General features: G+C 72.8%; 13 protein-coding genes. 8 read left to right on the forward strand and 5 right to left on the reverse strand.

All coding sequences use genetic code 11. The features are described 5' to 3' along the window. Nucleotides 1–36 precede the first annotated feature (36 nt). Nucleotides 37–2,613, forward strand: a complete 2,577-nt coding sequence (gene hrpB / locus ACIBBD_RS22635) for an ATP-dependent helicase HrpB (protein ID WP_399421279.1) — start codon at nt 37–39, stop codon at nt 2,611–2,613. Here hrpB and ACIBBD_RS22640 read toward each other — a convergent pair. The 3 genes from ACIBBD_RS22640 to ACIBBD_RS22650 all read right to left on the reverse strand — a co-directional run bounded on the left by ACIBBD_RS22640 (nt 2,603) and on the right by ACIBBD_RS22650 (nt 5,669). Then, a complete protein-coding gene (locus tag ACIBBD_RS22640) occupies nt 2,603–3,595 on the reverse strand; it encodes a DUF3068 domain-containing protein (RefSeq protein ID WP_399421280.1) in 993 nt (330 codons plus the stop codon). The genes hrpB and ACIBBD_RS22640 overlap by 11 nt on opposite strands. Nucleotides 3,596–3,616: 21 nt before the next feature. Further along, nucleotides 3,617–3,751, reverse strand: coding sequence for an SPW_0924 family protein (locus tag ACIBBD_RS22645; protein WP_399421281.1), 135 nt, complete (start codon nt 3,749–3,751; stop codon nt 3,617–3,619). A 148-nt stretch (nt 3,752–3,899) separates the two neighbouring features. Further along, nucleotides 3,900–5,669 (reverse strand): lytic transglycosylase domain-containing protein, encoded by a 1,770-nt coding sequence (locus ACIBBD_RS22650; RefSeq protein ID WP_399421282.1) that lies wholly within the window; start codon nt 5,667–5,669, stop codon nt 3,900–3,902. Between the two features lie 341 nt (nt 5,670–6,010). Between ACIBBD_RS22650 and ACIBBD_RS22655 the strand changes: the two genes are divergently transcribed. Beyond that, on the forward strand, nt 6,011–6,850 hold the full coding sequence (locus ACIBBD_RS22655) for a DUF4184 family protein (protein WP_399421283.1): 840 nt from the start codon (nt 6,011–6,013) through the stop codon (nt 6,848–6,850). On the opposite strand, the gene ACIBBD_RS22660 is transcribed toward ACIBBD_RS22655, so the two are convergent. Both ACIBBD_RS22660 and polA read right to left on the reverse strand, forming a co-directional pair. Then, entirely contained in the window at nt 6,837–7,184 is a 348-nt protein-coding gene (locus ACIBBD_RS22660) for a hypothetical protein (RefSeq protein ID WP_399421284.1), read from the reverse strand. The genes ACIBBD_RS22655 and ACIBBD_RS22660 overlap by 14 nt on opposite strands. Nucleotides 7,185–7,501: 317 nt before the next feature. Continuing rightward, complete coding sequence (gene polA / locus ACIBBD_RS22665) at nt 7,502–10,228, reverse strand: DNA polymerase I (RefSeq protein ID WP_399421285.1); 2,727 nt, start codon at nt 10,226–10,228, stop codon at nt 7,502–7,504. A 614-nt stretch (nt 10,229–10,842) separates the two neighbouring features. On the opposite strand from polA, the gene ACIBBD_RS22670 reads away from it, so the two are divergent. From ACIBBD_RS22670 to ACIBBD_RS22695, 6 genes are all read left to right on the forward strand, one after another. Then, nucleotides 10,843–13,122, forward strand: a complete 2,280-nt coding sequence (locus tag ACIBBD_RS22670) for an FdhF/YdeP family oxidoreductase (RefSeq protein ID WP_399421286.1) — start codon at nt 10,843–10,845, stop codon at nt 13,120–13,122. A 57-nt stretch (nt 13,123–13,179) separates the two neighbouring features. Continuing rightward, nucleotides 13,180–13,668 (forward strand): PaaI family thioesterase, encoded by a 489-nt coding sequence (locus tag ACIBBD_RS22675; RefSeq protein ID WP_399421287.1) that lies wholly within the window; start codon nt 13,180–13,182, stop codon nt 13,666–13,668. Nucleotides 13,669–13,959: 291 nt separating this feature from the next. Then, complete coding sequence (locus tag ACIBBD_RS22680; protein ID WP_399421288.1) at nt 13,960–14,364, forward strand: hypothetical protein; 405 nt, start codon at nt 13,960–13,962, stop codon at nt 14,362–14,364. Beyond that, on the forward strand, nt 14,361–14,999 hold the full coding sequence (locus ACIBBD_RS22685; RefSeq protein ID WP_399421289.1) for a Tat pathway signal sequence domain protein: 639 nt from the start codon (nt 14,361–14,363) through the stop codon (nt 14,997–14,999). Before ACIBBD_RS22680 ends, ACIBBD_RS22685 begins: the two co-directional genes overlap by 4 nt. A gap of 288 nt (nt 15,000–15,287) precedes the next feature. Beyond that, on the forward strand, nt 15,288–16,520 hold the full coding sequence (locus ACIBBD_RS22690) for a branched-chain amino acid ABC transporter substrate-binding protein (RefSeq protein WP_399421290.1): 1,233 nt from the start codon (nt 15,288–15,290) through the stop codon (nt 16,518–16,520). 111 nt (nt 16,521–16,631) lie between these two features. Next, the gene (locus tag ACIBBD_RS22695) at nt 16,632–17,564 is read left to right on the forward strand and encodes a branched-chain amino acid ABC transporter permease (protein ID WP_399421291.1); all 933 of its coding nucleotides are present in this window, start codon (nt 16,632–16,634) and stop codon (nt 17,562–17,564) included. Nucleotides 17,565–17,566 lie beyond the last annotated feature (2 nt).

The following is a 17,566-nucleotide window of genomic DNA, read 5'->3' on the forward strand; positions in this document are numbered from 1 at the left end:
GTGGGCGCGGTTTCGCGGGCGTACGACACTAGGGGCGTGATCCGTTACGACGCCCTGGACGCGCTGCCCGTGCGGGCCGCCCTGCCCGCCCTGAACGAGGCCCTGGACGGGCACGGGACCGCCGTCCTGGCCGCGCCGCCCGGCACGGGCAAGACGACACTGGTGCCGTTGGCGCTGGCAGGGCTGCTGGGCGACGGGCCCGTCCGGCGGGTGGTCGTGGCCGAGCCGCGGCGGATCGCGGCCCGGGCGGCGGCCCGGCGGATGGCGTGGCTGCTGGGTGAGAAGGCCGGCGACCGTGTCGGGTACACGGTGCGCGGGGAGCGGGTCGTCGGGCGGCACACGCGCGTGGAGGTCGTCACGACCGGTGTGCTGCTGCAACGCCTCCAGCGCGACCAGGAGCTGGCCGGCGTCGACGTGGTGGTCCTCGACGAGTGCCACGAACGGCATCTGGACGCGGACACGGCGGCCGCCTTCCTGTGGGACGTGCGGGAGGCGCTGCGGCCCGGGCTGCGGCTGGTGGCGGCTTCGGCGACGACCGACACGGAGGGCTGGTCGCGGCTGCTGGGCGGCGCGCCGGTCGTCGAGGCCCGGGGGACCGCGTTCGACGTGGAGGTGGTCTGGACGCCGCCGGCCCGTCCGGTACGGCCGCCGCACGGCACGTGGGTCGATCCGGCGCTGCTGGCGCACGTGGCGTCGGTGGTGCGGCGGGCGCTGGCCGAGCGGTCGGGGGACGTGCTGTGCTTCCTGCCGGGCGTCGGGGAGATCGCGCGGGTCGCGGGGCGGCTCGGCGGGCTGGACGGGGTGGATGTGCTCCAGGTGCACGGGCGGGCGCCGACGGCCGTGCAGGACGCGGTGCTGGCGCCCGGCGGGCGGCGCCGGGTGGTGCTGGCCACGTCCGTGGCCGAGTCGTCGCTGACGGTTCCCGGGGTGCGGGTGGTCGTCGACTCGGGGCTCGCGCGGGAGCCCCGGGTGGACCACGCGCGCGGGCTGAGCGCGCTCGCCACGGTGCGGGCCTCCCACGCGGCGGCGCGGCAGCGGGCGGGGCGGGCCGGGCGTGAGGCGCCGGGTGTGGTGTACCGGTGCTGGGCGGAGGCGGAGGACGCCCGTCTGCCGCGTTTCCCGGCCCCGGAGATCAAGGTGGCCGACCTCACCGCGTTCGCCCTGCAGGCGGCCTGCTGGGGGGATCCGGACGCCTCGGGGCTGGCGTTGCTGGACCCGCCGCCGGGCGGGGCGATGGCGGCGGCGAGGAGTCTGCTGGCGGCGATCGGTGCGGTGGACGCCGCCGGCCGGGCCACGGAACGGGGGGTGCGGCTGGCCGGGCTGGGGGTGCACCCCCGGATGGGGCGGGCTCTGCTGGACGGGGCCGCGCTGGTGGGGGTCGAGCGGGCCGCCGAGGTGGTCGCCCTGCTGAGCGAGGAGGCCCCGCGGGAGTACGGGGACGATCTGGCCGCCGCGCTGCGGCGTGCCCGGCAGGGGGGTGACGCCTACGCGGGGCGGTGGCGGGCGGAGGCGCGGCGGCTGCGGACCGTCGCGGCGACGGCCCTGTCCCACCCGCCCACCGGAAACCCTCCCGCGGCGAAGGCGGACCTGGATGCGTTCGCGTCGCCGGTCACCGTGGCCGGCGACGCGACCGGCGCCGGGGAGGACGGCCTCGTCGGGCTCGTCGCCGCCCTCGCCTTCCCCGAGCGCGTCGCCAGGGCCGACGGTGGCTCCCACCTCATGGTCTCGGGGACCCGCGCCGAGATCCCGGAGGGTTCCGCGCTGCGCGGTGCTCCCTGGCTCGCCGTCGCCGTCGCCGACCGTCCGGTGGGCCGGGGCCACGCGCGCGTGCAGCTCGCGGCGGTCGTCGACGAGGAGGTCGCCCGGCTCGCGGCCGGCCCGTTGCTCGACGAGCGCGACGAGGTCCACTGGTCGGACGGTGACGTCGTGGCCCGGCGGGTCGAGCGGCTCGGCGCGGTGGAGCTGGCGGCGCGGCCGCTCCGGGACCCCGACCCCGCGCTCGTACGGGAGGCGGTGCTCGAAGGGCTGCGGCAGGAGGGGCTGACGCTGCTGCGGTGGTCGCCGGAGGCGCAGGTGCTGCGGCAGCGGCTGGCCTTTCTGCGGCTGCGCCTCGGGGAGCCGTGGCCGGACGTGTCCGACGCGTCGCTGCACGCGCGCGTGGACGACTGGCTGGAGCCCGAGCTGGGCCGGGCCCGGCGGCGCGCCGATCTCGCGCGGATCGACGCCGGGCAGGCGCTGGCGCGGCTGCTGCCCTGGGCGTCGGGTGAGGCGGCCCGGCTGGAGGAGCTGGCGCCGGAGCGGATCACCGTACCGAGTGGGTCCAGGATCCGGATCGACTACGCGCGTCCCGAGCAACCCGTGCTGGCGGTGAAGGTGCAGGAGATGTTCGGGCTGCAGGAGTCGCCGCGGGTCGCGGGGGTGCCGCTGCTCGTGCATCTGCTCTCCCCCGCCGGCCGTCCCGCGGCCGTGACGGCCGACCTCGCCTCCTTCTGGCGGGACGGTTACCAGGGCGTGCGGGCGGAGCTGCGGGGCCGGTATCCGAAGCATCCGTGGCCGGAGGACCCGGCCGGTGCCGAGCCGACCCGGTTCACCAACGCGCGGCTCAGGCGGTGACCGGTCCGGGGTCGGCGGGCTCGGCGGGTGCGGGTTCGCCGGGGCGGCGGCCGCGGGCCTCCAGGCAGAGGGAGAGGGACAGCAGGAGGCCGCCGAGGAGCAGGCAGCCCCAGGGCAGGTGGGACGTCATCAGCAGGACCAGGGTGCGGTGGGACGTGACCTGGGCGACGGTGTGGTCGATGTAGTCCTCGCGCATCTTCACGTGTCCGGCGAACGCGGTCACCTTGTCGCGGTCGCCGAGGAGGGTGCCGCCGCGCAGTTCCTCCCGGTGGATCTCCTCGCCGTAGACGGGTGCTCCGGTGAGCGGTTCGACCCAGAATCTGCGGACGGTGGTGTACCAGCGGGTGGTGCCGGTCCGGGCGACGGTCTCGGGGGTGATGCCGGTGACGGGCATGGTCTTCGGCATCGGGACCCGGGTCCAGGGGATGGTCTGCTCGAAGTAGTAGACCGTCACACCGCGGAAGGTCCGGGTGCCCTCGTAGTGGATGGGGGCGGTGAGGCGGGCCTGGGCGTCGAAGTACTCGTAGTCCCGCTTCTGTGTCAGGAACGGCCACTTGAACTCCAGGCCCTCCCGGCGGACGGGGTCGCCGTCGACCGTCTCGCCGGTGGCGTGGACGGGTTCCTGGGTGTGGGCGTCGAAGATGTACCGCTCGGGGACCTTGGAGACCATCGTGCCGTCGGGGCCCTGGACGTAGGACAGGCCGTCCCAGACGACGACGTCCCGGCCCGCCGTCCGCTCGATCTCCTCGGAGGCCTCCACGTTGCCGCGGAGGGTCTGGACGATGGTGACCTGGGGGACGGTGCGGGCGGTCATCGTGCCGTAGTCGAGGAGGGTGGCGTTCTTCGCCTCGAGGACCATGGCCTGGTACGCGTTCGCCGGGACCTTGGCCAGGCGGGGGAAGGCGTACCAGCGCAGCAGGGGGGACAGCGCCGCGAAGAACACGGCGAGGGCGAGCAGGATCAGACTGGCCTTGCGGCGCATCTCGGCCTCCCTCCCGGGCGGTCACGGGTGTGCGGGCACCGTCGTCAGCAGCGGTTTCGGGGAGGTCCTGCCCGTGGGGGTGCCCAGGGCGGTGAGCGTGAGGACCAGGACGAGCGCGGCGGCGAGACCGGTCGCGGCGGCGATGAGGGCGCGCATACGAGTCCTCCCGGTGCGGGACGGCACGGAACCTGACAGGTTGTCAGGTCGGGCACCGTAGCAACGGGCGGGCGGGATGAGAACACGTCGCACACGACGGCGGCGCCCCGCTCGGGTGGAGGGGGCGCCGCCGTGGTGCGGACGTGCGTCACGCGCCGGTCGTCGTCGACTCCGAGGGGCTCGGGGACGCGCTGTCGGAGGTGCTCTCCGACGGGCTCGGCGAGGGCGACACGGCGGCCGTGACGGTCAGTTCGACCGTGAGGGTGGCCCCGCCCGTGGTGGTGATGCGCAGCAGGAACGTGCCGGCGGTGTCGTCGGCGTAGAGCTTCGGCAGCTTCAGCAGGCCGGCCGAGTCGGTCTGCAGGTCCGTCAGGGCGCGGACGGGGTTGCCGGCGGCGTCCTTGAAGTAGGGGCCCTTGCCGTTCGCGGTGGTGTCGCCCGCCGACGCGACGAGCGTGGCGGTGGCGGCGACCTTGTCGGCCACGGCGCCCTTGTAGGTGGCCTTGACCTCGACCTGGTCGGTGAACTCGCCACCCGCGGCGCAGGTCAGCGCGGTGCCGCTGATGGCGGTGAGGGCGTCGGCGGCGCGGGCGGTGACGGTGGCCCGGTAGTCCAGGACGGGCAGCACGCGGCCCACGAGCGTGGCGCGGACGGTGAACGTGCCGGTCTTCTCCCCCGCCCTCAGGGCGGGCGCGGTGGCGACGCCCCTGCTGTCGGTGAGGACCGTGGCGACGGTCTCGCCGCCGGTGAAGGTGGCGTCGGTGCCGCCGACGATGGTGAAGCGGACCCTGACCTTGCCGACGGCCTTGCCCGCGTCGGTCTCGGCGCGGGTGCTGATCCGCTGCGTGAACGCGTCGCCCGCCATGGCGGTGAGCTTCGCCGTGCCCGCGTCCTCGAGGCGGTCGACGGTGTCGGTCGGCGTCGGGGCCGGAGTGCCGGGCGTCGACGGCTTGCTCGGTGTCGACGGCTTGCTCGGCGTCGACGGCTTGCTCGGCGTCGACGGCTTGCTGGGCTTGGGGCTGGTCGAGGGCTTCGACGGTGCGGACGGCGACGGGGAGGTGGAGGTACCGCCGCTGTTGCCGTCGCTGCGGTTGGACGGCAGGGCGCCGGTGCCGTCGGGGATCTCGTGGGTGCCCCTGCGGTAGTACTCCAGCCACGAGCGGACGGTGTTGAAGTACTCCGTGGAGTTGTTGTAGCTGAGGATCGCGCTGCGCAGCCCGGAGGCGGTGGACATGTCCCAGTTGTTGCGGCACAGGTAGTGGCCGGCGGCGAGGGCCGCGTCGTAGATGTTGTTGGGGTCCTTCTTGCCGTCACCGTTGCCGTCGCGGCCCGCCCACGCCCAGGTGGACGGGATGAACTGCATGGGGCCCACGGCGCGGTCGTGGGTGGTGTCGCCGTCGTAGGCGCCGTTGTCGGTGTCGCTGATGTTGGCGAAGCCGTTGCCGTCGAGGACGGGGCCGAGGATCTTCGACAGCGTGGTGCCGTCGGCGCTGACGTTGCCGCCTCGGGCCTGGCCGGACTCGACCTTGCCGATGGCGGCGAGGAGTTGCCAGGGCAGGTTGCAGCCGGGCTTGGCGTCGGCCAGGGCCGCCGCGGCCTTCTTGTAGGCGTCCAGGACGGTCGCGGGGATGCCGGCCTCGGTGCTGCCCGTGGCGGCCGGGGTGGTGCCGGTGCTCTGGCTCGGCGCGGGGACGGGGGTGTTGAGCGGCGGCAGGTCCGTGTAGTACGGCGAGTTGCCGGTGGCGCTGTCCTCGGCGCCCGCGTCGGGGGTCGGGGTGTCGGCGGCGGTCTGTCCGCCGGCCTGGCCGCCGGCCGTGACGTCGGGTGCCTGGGACGCGGCCAGAGCCGCGACCGCCACCGCGGCCACGGTGGTGTTGACCGCTCCCTTGCGCAGCCTTCTGCCGAAATGCGCCGACATGAAGTGAACCCCTCCCGTGGACACTCGAGCGCCCGTATCCGTCTGCCGCGGCCGCCGCCCCCGGGGGGCGGTCCGCCTCGTTCGCCCTGTGGGGACGATCTTCCCGCCCGGACGGTTGCGCTCCTGGGCGGTTTACGCTGTTCTGTTCGGTTGTTCGACCGCGCCCGCGGGCACGGTGACCCTGAGGACCCTACGACAACTTCTTCTACACCGGCACCCGTTCGAACCCGGTATTCACCCCGCGGCCATCTCCGCCGGGGTGTCGGCGGTGTCCCGCATACTGGTCGGGTCGTCGAACTTCTGACCGGACCGTCCGACAGCGTCCGCCGCGGGGAGCCCAGTTGCCGTTCACTCTCAGCCATGCGGCGGCCGTGCTGCCCGCCGTGCGCACCGACGGAACCGGCCGCGGACGGCTCGTCCCGGCCGTCCTGGTGGCGGGCTCCTTCGCACCCGACCTGACCTACTACGCGGCGAGTGTCGTGTCCGAGGCCATGGAGTTCGGTGACGTCACCCACTCCTTCGCCGGCGTGTTCACCGTCGACGTGCTCGTCGCCTGGGCGCTGGTGGGGCTGTGGCTGCTGGTGCGCGAGCCGCTCGTGGCCCTGCTGCCCCGGGCCCGGCAGGGCCGTACGGCCGCCCTCACGCGCTGCGGCGCACCCCGCGCGCGGGTCCGCCCGTCCACGCTGCTGTGGTGGTACGTGTCGGCGGCGCTGGGCGCGCTGACGCATGTGGTGTGGGACGCGTTCACCCACCTCGACCGGTGGGGGATGCGGATGTTCCCCGTGCTCGGCGAGAAGGTGGCGGGCTCGCCGCTGTACTGGTACCTGCAGTACGGGGGTTCGGCCGTGGCCGCGGTCGTGATCGCGGTCTTCGTGGCGTACGCGCTGCGCGGGACGCCCGCCGCCGAACCGGTCGGGGTGCCCGCGCTGTCGGCCCGCGACCGCTGGTGGGCCGGGGTCGTGATCGGCGGCTGCGCGCTGGTGGCGGCGGTGCAGCGGGCGACGCGGTGGTGGGAGTACTGGGGTTCCCGGGCCAAGCCGTACGAGCTGATCCCGACGCTGTGCTTCGGAGCGGGCGCCGGGCTGGTGCTCGGACTGCTGCTGTACGCCGTGGGGGTGCGCGTGGCTCGTCCGGCCGCCCGGGAGACCGTGGACCGGCGGGACGAGGTCAGCGTGGGCTGAACGGCTCGCCGGCCGGTGTCACCCGTGCGACGAACACGGTGATACGACGCCCCGCGCGGGGTCGCGGAACGCGGTCGAGGAAGCTGAGGGCGAGGGCCAGGTAGCCGCGCGCGACCTCGGCCCCGGGAAGCGGGGCGAGCCGGCCGAGGCGTGCGGCGGCCGTACGGAGCACGGCGGCCGGGGTTCTGGGGATGCGGGGAGTGGCGGCTCCGCGCGCGAGGGCGGGAAGCGGCCGCCGCGAGGGCGTCGCGTCCGGGTCGGCCTGCCTGTCGGCGGTCGCCGTGGCGTGAACGCGTGCGGTTGCCGTCCGGCGGTGGAGCATGCGTATACCCATGGCCGCATCCTGGCGGGCGGAACCGGCGGGAGGCGTCCTGGCGGGGGCCACGTGGGTGAGGACCCTCCAGAGCATGCACCCGGAGTGACGTAACCGGTCACGCCGGGTCACCGGGTAGGGGTGGCCGGGTCGCGACGGCGACCCCCCTCCATGACCTGCGGAACTCCGAAGAGCGCACCCACTCCGCCCACGGGCCGCCGGGGAGGCACGCGACAGGCGCCCGCCGAGCGCGGGCGGGCGCGCCAGCCGACCGGCCTCGCGCCCGCCCCGGAAAAGACCACCGGCGCACCCGAGCGGGCCACCGCCTCCGCCGGAAGCTAGTGCGCCGCCGACTCCCAGTCCGCCCCCGCGCCCACCGACACGTCCAGCGGGGCCCGCAGGCGGACGGCGTCGGACATCTCCCGGCGGACGAGCTCCTCCGCGGCCGCGCGCTCGCCGGGGGCGATCTCCAGGACGATCTCGTCGTGGACCTGCAGCAGCATGCGGGACCTGAGGCCGGACTCCCGCAGCGCGCGGTCCACCTTGAGCATGGCGATCTTGACGATGTCGGCCGCCGTGCCCTGGATGGGCGCGTTGAGGGCCATCCGCTCGGCCGCCTCGCGGCGCTGGCGGTTGTCGCTGTTGAGGTCGGGGAGGTAGCGGCGGCGCCCGAACAGGGTCGCCGTGTAACCCGTCGCCCGGGCCTCGTCGACCGCCCGGCGCAGGTAGTCCCGTACGCCGCCGAAGCGCTCGAAGTAGGCGTCCATCAGGGCGCGGGCCTCCGCCGCCTCGATGTTCAGCTGCTGCGACAGGCCGAACGCCGACAGCCCGTACGCCAGGCCGTACGACATCGCCTTGATCTTGCGGCGCATCTCCGCGTCCACCGCGGTCGGCTCGACGCCGAACACCTGGGAGGCGGCCGTGGTGTGCAGGTCCTCACCGGAGGTGAACGCCTCGATGAGGCCCTCGTCCTCGGAGAGGTGGGCCATCACCCGCAGTTCGATCTGGCTGTAGTCGGCGGTCATCAGGGACTCGAAGCCCTCGCCGACGACGAAGCCGCGGCGGATGGCGCGGCCCTCGTCCGTGCGGACGGGGATGTTCTGCAGGTTCGGGTCCGTCGACGACAGGCGGCCGGTGGCGGCGACCGTCTGGTTGAACGTGGTGTGGATACGGCCGTCGGCGGCGATCGTCTTGATCAGGCCCTCGACGGTGACGCGCAGCTTGGCCTGTTCGCGGTGGCGGAGCATGATGACCGGCAGTTCGTTGTCGGTCTGGGTGGCGAGCCAGGCCAGGGCGTCGGCGTCCGTCGTGTAGCCCGTCTTCGTCTTCTTCGTCCTGGGCAGGCCCAGTTCGCCGAAGAGGACCTCCTGGAGCTGTTTGGGCGACCCCAGGTTGAACTCGTGTCCGGCCGCCGCGTGCGCCTCCTTCACCGCCTGCTGGACGGCGCCCGCGAACATCTGCTCCATGGCCTCCAGGTGGGCCCGGTCGGCCGCGATGCCGTGCCGCTCCATGCGGGCGAGCAGGGCGGAGGTGGGCAGCTCCATGTCGCGCAGCAGGTCGGTGGCTCCGACCTCCTCCAGCCGGCCCCGGAACGCCTCGCCGAGGTCGAGGATCGCGCGGGCCTGCACCATGAGGGCCTCGGCCTCGGCGCCGTCGTCCGCGCCGAAGGCGAGCTGGCCGTCGGCCGCGGCGGCGGGCGCCAGCTCCCGGTGCAGGTACTCCATGGACAGCGCGTCCAGGTCGAAGGAGCGACGGCCCGGCTTGACCAGGTAGGCGGCGAGGGCGGTGTCCATGGAGACGCCGGCGACGCTCCAGCCGTGCTCGGCGAAGACACGGATGGCGCTCTTGGCGTCGTGCAGCACCTTGGGGCGGTCCTCGGCGGACAGCCAGGCCGCCCACGCGTTCTCGTCCGCCTCGTCCAGCTCCGACGGGTCGAACCAGGCGGCCGCTCCGCCGGCGGCGGCGAGCGCGACCTCGGCGACCGAGCCGGTGCCCAGCGCCCAGGTGTCGACGGTGGCGACACCGAGGGGCCCGGTGCCGTGCTCGGCGAGCCAGCCGGACAGCTCGCCCGTGCCGAGGACGGTGCCGTCCAGCTCCACGCCGGCCGCGACGACCGGGGTGGTCCCGGCCTCCTCGCCACCCGGGTCGACGGCGAGGAGCCGCTCACGCAGCGAGGGGTTCCTGATCTCCAGGGTGTCCAGGACCATGGCGACGGCCTTGCGGTCGTACGGCGCCCGCGCGAGGTCGGTGACGCCCTGGGGCAGCGCCACGTTCCGCTCCAGCTCGGTCAGGCGTCGGTTGAGCTTGACGGCCTCCAGATGGTCGCGGAGGTTCTGCCCGGCCTTGCCCTTCACCTCGTCGACACGCTCGACCAGCTCCGCGAACGAACCGAACTGGTTGATCCACTTCGCGGCCGTCTTCTCACCGACGCCGGGAATGCCCGGGAGGTTGTCGGACGGGTCACCCCGCAGGGCCGCGAAGTCGGGGTACTGGGAGGGCGTCAACCCGTACTTCTCGAGGACCTTCTCCGGGGTGAAACGGGTCAGCTCGGAGACGCCCTTCGTCGGGTACAGCACGGTGGTGTGCTCACTGACGAGCTGGAAGGAGTCACGGTCACCGGTGACGATCAGCACCTCGAAGCCCTCGGCCTCGGCCTGGGTGGCGAGGGTGGCGATCACGTCGTCCGCCTCGAAGCCTTCGATCGCGAACCGCGAGACGTGCATCGCGTCGAGCAGCTCGCCGATCAGCTCGACCTGTCCCTTGAACTCGTCCGGCGTCTTGGAACGGTTCGCCTTGTACTCCGTGAACTCCTCTGAGCGCCAGGTCTTGCGGGAGACGTCGAAGGCGACCGCGAAATGCGTGGGCGCCTCGTCACGCAGGGTGTTCGCCAGCATCGACGCGAAACCGTAGATCGCGTTCGTCGGCTGCCCCGTCGCGGTGGTGAAGTTCTCCGCGGGCAGCGCGAAGAACGCGCGGTAGGCCAGCGAGTGCCCGTCCATGAGCATCAGGCGGGGCCGCTCGCCGCCGGAGGTCTTCTCGGTCTTCTTCGATGCTGTTTCTGCCACGCCCCCGATCCTGCCACGCCCCACTGACACACCCGCACCCGCGAGACGACGGAACCAGCCCGGACCCCCCGCAGCCGCAGCCGCGGGACCGCGGGACCGCGGGACCAGTCCGACCGCCCACTGCCTGCTCCCGCACCCGCGAGACAGCGGAAGCAGTCCGACCACCCCCGAACCCTCCTCAGCGAGACGACGGAAGCAGTCGGCCCGCCCCCGAACGCCCCGAACGGTCCCGCACCCGCGAGGCGGCGGGAGCGGGTCGTGGCGGTGCGGCGCAGCCCGTAGCTCAGCGCTGCACAGTCCACGTCCAATCCCTCAACGGGCAGCCGTACGCCCCACACCCGACGGGCTCGCCGCCCCGCCACGACCCCGACCCGCCCACCGACCGCAGGCGCACCCCGCACCCCTCGCACCCCCACCGACACCCCGCACAGCGCACCCCGCACGGCGCCCCCACCCCGCTTCCCCACTCCCCGCACAAGCACCAACCGCAAGCGCAACCAATGCTCCCGCACCCCACAAGCCCGACCCCTCCCCCTGTCGGCGCCACGTGCGAGGATCGGAGACAGAGGTCACAGAAACACCCGCTCACCCCGCCAGCGAAGGAGAGCCCCGCGATGGCATCGAAGCCGCCCAAGGCCGATCCGGTCCAGGACGCGCCGCAGGTCGCCGAGCCGAAGCACGCGGCGGCGGGCCTCCCGGCCATCGGACACACCCTGCGGATGGCCCAGCAGCAGATGGGCGTGAAGCGCACCGCGCTGACCCTGCTGCGCGTGAACCAGAAGGACGGCTTCGACTGCCCGGGCTGCGCCTGGCCGGAGCCGGAGCACCGGCACGCCGCGGAGTTCTGTGAGAACGGCGCGAAGGCGGTGGCCGAGGAGGCCACCCTGCGCCGGGTCACCCCCGAGTTCTTCGCCGCGCACCCGGTCGCCGACCTGGCGACCCGCAGCGGCTACTGGCTGGGCCAGCAGGGCCGGCTGACGCACCCCATGTACCTCCCCGAGGGGGGAGAGCGCTACGAGCCGGTGTCCTGGGAGCGCGCCTTCGACATCATCGCCGAGGAGATGACCGCCCTCGCCTCCCCCGACGAGGCCGTCTTCTACACCTCGGGCCGTACGAGCAACGAGGCCGCGTTCCTGTACCAGCTCTTCGCGCGCGACCTCGGCACCAACAACCTGCCGGACTGCTCCAACATGTGCCACGAGTCCTCCGGCTCGGCCCTGTCGGAGACGATCGGCATCGGCAAGGGCAGCGTCCTGCTGGAGGACCTGTACCAGGCAGATCTGATCATCGTCGCCGGCCAGAACCCGGGCACGAACCACCCGCGCATGCTCTCCGCCCTGGAGAGGGCGAAGGCGAACGGCGCGAAGGTCATCAGCGTGAACCCGCTGCCCGAGGCGGGCCTGGAGCGCTTCAAGAACCCGCAGACCCCCAGGGGCCTCACCGCCGGCGCCGCGCTCACCGACCTGTTCCTGCAGATCCGCATCGGCGGCGACCAGGCTCTCTTCCGCCTCCTCAACAAGCTGATCCTGGAGACGGAGGGCGCGCTCGACGAGCGGTTCATCACCGACCACACCCACGGCTTCGAGGAGTTCGCGGCGCAGGCCCGCGCCGCCGACTGGGACGAGACGCTCACGGCGACGGGCCTCACGCGCGCGGAGATCGAGCGGGCCCTGCGCATGGTGCTGGACTCCGAGCGCACCATCGTGTGCTGGGCGATGGGCCTGACCCAGCACAAGCACTCCGTGCCGACCATCCGCGAGGTGGTCAACTTCCTGCTGTTGCGCGGCAACATCGGCCGCCCGGGCGCGGGCGTGTGCCCGGTGCGCGGGCATTCGAACGTGCAGGGCGACCGCACCATGGGCATCTTCGAGCGTCCCGCGCCCGCCTTCCTGGACGCCCTGGAGAGGGAGTTCGGCTTCGCGCCGCCGCGCGAGCACGGCTTCGACGTCGTACGCGCCATCCGCGCGCTGCGCGACGGTGAGGCGAAGGTGTTCTTCGCGATGGGCGGCAACTTCGTGTCCGCCTCCCCGGACACGGAGGTCACCGAGGCGGCCATGCGGCGCGCCCGGCTGACGGTGCACGTGTCCACGAAGCTCAACCGCTCGCACGTCGTCACGGGCGCGCGGGCGCTGATCCTGCCGACGCTCGGCCGTACCGAGCGCGACCTCCAGGGCGGCGGCGAGCAGTTCGTGACCGTGGAGGACTCCATGGGCATGGTGCACGCCTCCCGGGGCCGCCTGGAGCCCGCGAGCCCGCATCTGCTGTCGGAGCCGGCGATCGTGTGCCGGCTGGCGCGCCGGGTGCTGGGCGAGGACAGCAAGGTGCCGTGGGAGGAGTTCGAGAAGGACTACGCGACGATCCGGGACCGCATCGCGCGGGTGATCCCCGGCTTCGAGGACTTCAACGCGCGGGTGGCCCGCCCCGGCGGCTTCGCCCTGCCGCACGCCCCGCGGGACGAACGCCGCTTCCCGACGGCCACCGGCAAGGCCAACTTCACCGCGGCGCCGGTCGAGTACCCGGAGCTGCCCGAGGGCCGCCTCCTGCTGCAGACGCTGCGCTCGCACGACCAGTACAACACCACGATCTACGGCCTGGACGACCGCTACCGGGGCATCAAGAACGGCCGGAGGGTCGTGCTCGTCCACCCCGAGGACGCGGGGAGCCTCGGGCTCGCCGACGGCTCGTACGTCGATCTCGTCAGCGAGTGGAGGGACGGGGTGGAGCGGCGGGCGCCCGGTTTCCGGGTCGTGCTGTATCCGACGGCTCGGGGCTGCGCGGCCGCCTACTACCCCGAGACCAACGTCCTGGTGCCGCTGGACGCCACCGCGGACACCAGCAACACCCCGGCCAGCAAGTCCGTCGTCGTCCGTCTGGAACAATCGGCGACCGACTGAGCGTTTGCTCAGCCAGCACGGTCACCGTACCGGTCACGACGAACGGAGCACGGCCCCATGGGCGAGCAGCAGCACGTGAAGTTCCCGCAAGAGGTCATCGACGAGTACGCGGCGCTCGGCGTCGACCTGCAGGCCCTCTTCTCCGCCGGCCACCTCGGCACGCGCATGGGCGTGCAGATCGTCGAGGCGTCCGCGGACCGGGTCGTGGGCACGATGCCGGTGGAGGGCAACACCCAGCCGTACGGGCTGCTGCACGGCGGCGCCTCCGCGGTCCTCGCGGAGACCCTCGGCTCGGTCGGCTCGATGCTGCACGGCGGCAGCTCCAAGATCGCCGTCGGTGTCGACCTCAACTGCACCCACCACCGGGGGGCGCGCTCCGGCCTGGTCACCGGCGTGGCCACGCCCGTGCACCGGGGGCGCTCCACGGCGACGTACGAGATCGTGATCAGTGACGAGGCGGGGCGGCGGGTGTGCACGGCCCGGCTGACGTGTCTGCTGCGGGACGTGAACCCGGGCGACGCGGCGCGCGTGGGGGCGGCCGGCTGACGTGTGCCGGGGCCGGGGGCGCGGCCGGCTGACGTGCGCCGGGGCGGGGCCGGCCGGCGGAGGGAACCGACTCCGCCCCCCCCTTCACGCGGAACGGGGAGCCGCCGCTCGGGCGACGCGCCCGGCCATCGGCGGCGCCCGGCCCGACGCCGGGCACCCGGCACCTCGCCCCCTCGGGCCGGGTGTCCGGCCCCCGGCCCGCTCCCGCCCCCCGGACCGCCCTCGGCCCCCGGCCCGCCCTCGGCCGCCGGGACCGTTGCCCCCGCCCGCCGGGCGGCCTAGCGTCTGGGCATGGCAACGGCAGGGATCCACTGGCCGGGGGCGGCGAGATCACTCGGGCTCGCGCTCGCCACGGGCCTGGTGACGACCGCGATGACGACCGGATGCGGCGGCGCGGGCGGTGCGGAGGCGAAGGGCACGCCCTCGCCGTCGGCCACCCCTCCCGAGGTGCTGTGCACCCGGATCGTCGCCCACTGGTCGCGCGAGGTGCTGGACAGCGATACGTACGGGGACTACCAGTCGATGGGGCTGTCCAACGGTCAGTACGGCATCCTGCGGACCGTCGTGGACGCGGCGCGCGCCGAGCGGGAGCGTCGAGGCGCCGAGGCCGCCGACGCGTTGATCGACCGCGAGGCACGGGCCGGCTGCGAGAAGTGGTACCGCTCCGGAGGCCCCGGCAGGGGCCCCTGGCAGTGAGCGGTATCGGCCCCGTCGAGCCCGGCGAGGGCACGCGCGCGCGGGAGGACACGCGCGTGTGGCGGGACACCGACGCCCCCGGCAGCGGCCCTCCCCGCCCGCGCGGGCGCCTGGCCCGGTACCACGACGGCCACCGCCGGGCCGCCCTCGCGGTCCTGGCGGCCGCCGTCCTCCTCGCGGCCGGCGGCCACCTCTGCGTCACCCGCCCCCACGACGACGGTCAGGCGAGGGCCGAACCGCCCCACCCGTCCCAGGTCGTGGACGTCTCCCACCTCGGCACGCGCGCCGTACCGGCCGGCACCCCGCCCCCGGCCTCCGCCTTCGAGGTGGTCCTGAGCGTCGAGTCCGGTCCGCCGGTCACCACGACGCGCCTGTCGCAGCCCTGCGCCGGAATCCTTCCGGCCTCCGCGCCCCGGGCACCCTTCGGCACGACGCCGGGTTCCGCCCGCAAGATCGTCATCACGATGCGGGTGACCGAATGCGGAAAAGTGCCATGGAACGCCGGACTCCCTTTCCTGGACGTAACTCTGCGTAATGCGTGCGCAATACAGGTACACAGTTTCCTCCTCGGCCCGCGCTATGCCCAGGACCTTCCCCAGACCGTGGAAGTCGCCTGTAGCAACGATTTCCGGTAATCACCAAAACACTTGAGACACCTGAAACCTTCGGGCCGCGTCCTGGGAGTTCTCACTATGCGGACAGGGCGAATCGGCCTGAAATTCGCTGTTCCACCCCTCCAGTACCGCTCTGCATTACCTCGTGTCATAACAAGAGCGTCACAGCCTTGGTCAGAGCCTCCTCCACGTTCCCTTCACCCGTTTAGAGTCACGGCCAGTCACCGCGCGGTCGGAAAGTCACTCCGGACCAGCGATCGACTCGGCCCCTTCCAGGGGGAAAGGGCCGTGCCAGGGAAAGGACTGATCGTGCGTCAACGTTCGCTCATCGCCATCACCGCCGCGCTGGCGGCGGGAGCACTCACCCTCACCGCCTGCGGCTCGCGCGACGATAGCGGTGGCTCGGACTCCGAAGGCAGCGGAGGCACCACCGTCGTCATCGGCGTCGACGCGCCGCTCACCGGGGACCTGTCCGCGCTGGGTCTCGGCATCAAGAACTCCGTCGACCTCGCCGCCAAGACGGCCAACAAGGAGAAGACCGTCGACGGCGTGACCTTCAAGGTCGAAGCCCTCGACGACCAGGCGCAGCCCTCCTCCGGCCAGCAGAACGCCACCAAGTTCGTCGCCAACGACGACGTCCTCGGTGTCGTCGGACCGCTGAACTCCTCCGTCGCCGAGTCGATGCAGAAGGTCTTCGACGACGCCAAGCTCACCCAGGTCTCGCCCGCCAACACCAACCCGGCCCTGACCCAGGGCCCGAAGTGGCAGACCGAGAAGGCCCGCCCGTACAAGTCGTACTTCCGCACCGCGACCACGGACGCCGTCCAGGGCCCGTTCGCCGCGCAGTACATCTTCAACGACGCCAAGAAGAAGAAGGTCTTCGTCATCGACGACAAGAAGACCTACGGCGCCGGTCTGGCCGCCACCTTCACCGAGGAGTTCAAGAAGCTCGGCGGCCAGGTCGTGGGCACCGAGCACATCGACCCCGACACCAAGGACTTCTCCGCGGTCGCCACCAAGGTCAAGTCGTCCGGCGCCGACGTCGTCTACTACGGCGGCGAGTACCCGCAGGCCGGCCCGCTCAGCAAGCAGATCAAGGCCGCGGGCGCCAAGATCCCGCTGGTCGGCGGCGACGGCATCTACAGCGCCGACTTCATCAAGCTGGCCGGCACCAGCGGCACCGGCGACCTCGCCACCTCCGTCGGCGCCCCGGTCGAGGAGCTCCCCTCCGCCAAGGAGTTCGTCGCCAACTACAAGACCGAGGGCTACAAGGAGGCCTACGAGGCCTACGGCGGCTACTCCTACGACTCCGCCTGGGCGATCATCGAGGCCGTGAAGAAGGTCGTCGCCGACAACGACGGCAAGCTCCCCGACGACGCCCGCGCCAAGGTCACCGAGGCCATGCAGAACGTCTCCTTCGACGGCGTGACCGGCAAGGTGTCCTTCGACGAGTACGGTGACGCGACCAACAAGCAGCTCACCGTCTACGCCGTCGAGGGCGGTCAGTGGAAGGCCGTGAAGTCCGGCACCTACACCGGCTGACCCACACCCGCACCCATCCATGAGCCGCGCGGGGCGCTGCACCAAGGCGCCCCGCGCGTACTCACATCCGGTCACATCCCTCGACTATCCGAACGTCTCGGAGGACATGCGGTGAACGAACTGCCGCAGCAGCTGGTCAACGGCCTGCTACTGGGATCCATGTACGGGCTGGTCGCCATCGGCTACACGATGGTCTATGGCATCGTCCAGCTCATCAACTTCGCCCACGGCGAGATCTTCATGGTGGGCGGCTTCGGCGCCCTCACCATGTACCTCTACGTGCTGCCCGACGGCACGTCGATGTGGGTGGCGCTCCCCCTCATGCTCATCGGCGGCATCATCGTCGCCGTCCTCGTCGCCGTAGGAGCCGAACGCTTCGCCTACCGGCCCCTGCGCACGGCCCCACGCCTCGCCCCCCTCATCACGGCCATCGGCCTCTCGCTCGCCCTCCAGCAGGCGGTGTGGGCCTGGTACCCGGACGCCCGGTCCGCGATCACCTTCCCGCAGATCGAAGGCGGCCCCTTCGAGATCGGCGGCGTCACCATCCAGACCGGTGACGTCTTCCTGCTGGCCGCCGCCCCCATCAGCATGGCCATCCTCGCCTACTTCGTCATGAAGACCCGCACCGGCCGCGGCATGCAGGCCACCGCGCAGGACCCGGACACCGCCAAGCTCATGGGCATCAACACCGACCGCATCATCGTGGTCGCCTTCGCCCTCGGCGCCGCCTTCGCCGCCGTCGGATCCGTCGCCTACGGCCTCAAGTACGGCGAAGTCCAGTTCCGCATGGGCTTCATCCTCGGCCTCAAGGCCTTCACCGCGGCCGTCCTCGGCGGCATCGGCAACATCTACGGCGCCATGCTCGGCGGACTCGTCCTCGGCGTCGCCGAAGCACTGTCCACCGCCTACATCTCCGACATCCCCGGCATGGAGCAGTTCGGCAGCCAGTCCTGGGCCAACGTCTGGGCGTTCGTACTCCTCATCCTCGTGCTCCTCTTCCGGCCCCAGGGCCTGCTCGGCGAGCGCGTGGCGGACAGGGCGTGACA

Source organism: Streptomyces sp. NPDC051315 (assembly GCF_044455165.1).
GTDB lineage: Bacteria > Actinomycetota > Actinomycetes > Streptomycetales > Streptomycetaceae > Streptomyces.

Coding starts and splice junctions, on each gene's coding strand:
- ACIBBD_RS22640 (WP_399421280.1), bottom strand. CDS start 3,595: ATGCGCCGCAAGGCCAGTCTGATCCTGCTCGCCCTCGCCGTGTTCTTC.
- ACIBBD_RS22660 (WP_399421284.1), bottom strand. CDS start 7,184: ATGGGTATACGCATGCTCCACCGCCGGACGGCAACCGCACGCGTTCAC.
- ACIBBD_RS22675 (WP_399421287.1), top strand. CDS start 13,180: ATGGGCGAGCAGCAGCACGTGAAGTTCCCGCAAGAGGTCATCGACGAG.
- ACIBBD_RS22645 (WP_399421281.1), bottom strand. CDS start 3,751: ATGCGCGCCCTCATCGCCGCCGCGACCGGTCTCGCCGCCGCGCTCGTC.
- ACIBBD_RS22650 (WP_399421282.1), bottom strand. CDS start 5,669: ATGTCGGCGCATTTCGGCAGAAGGCTGCGCAAGGGAGCGGTCAACACC.
- ACIBBD_RS22670 (WP_399421286.1), top strand. CDS start 10,843: ATGGCATCGAAGCCGCCCAAGGCCGATCCGGTCCAGGACGCGCCGCAG.
- ACIBBD_RS22680 (WP_399421288.1), top strand. CDS start 13,960: ATGGCAACGGCAGGGATCCACTGGCCGGGGGCGGCGAGATCACTCGGG.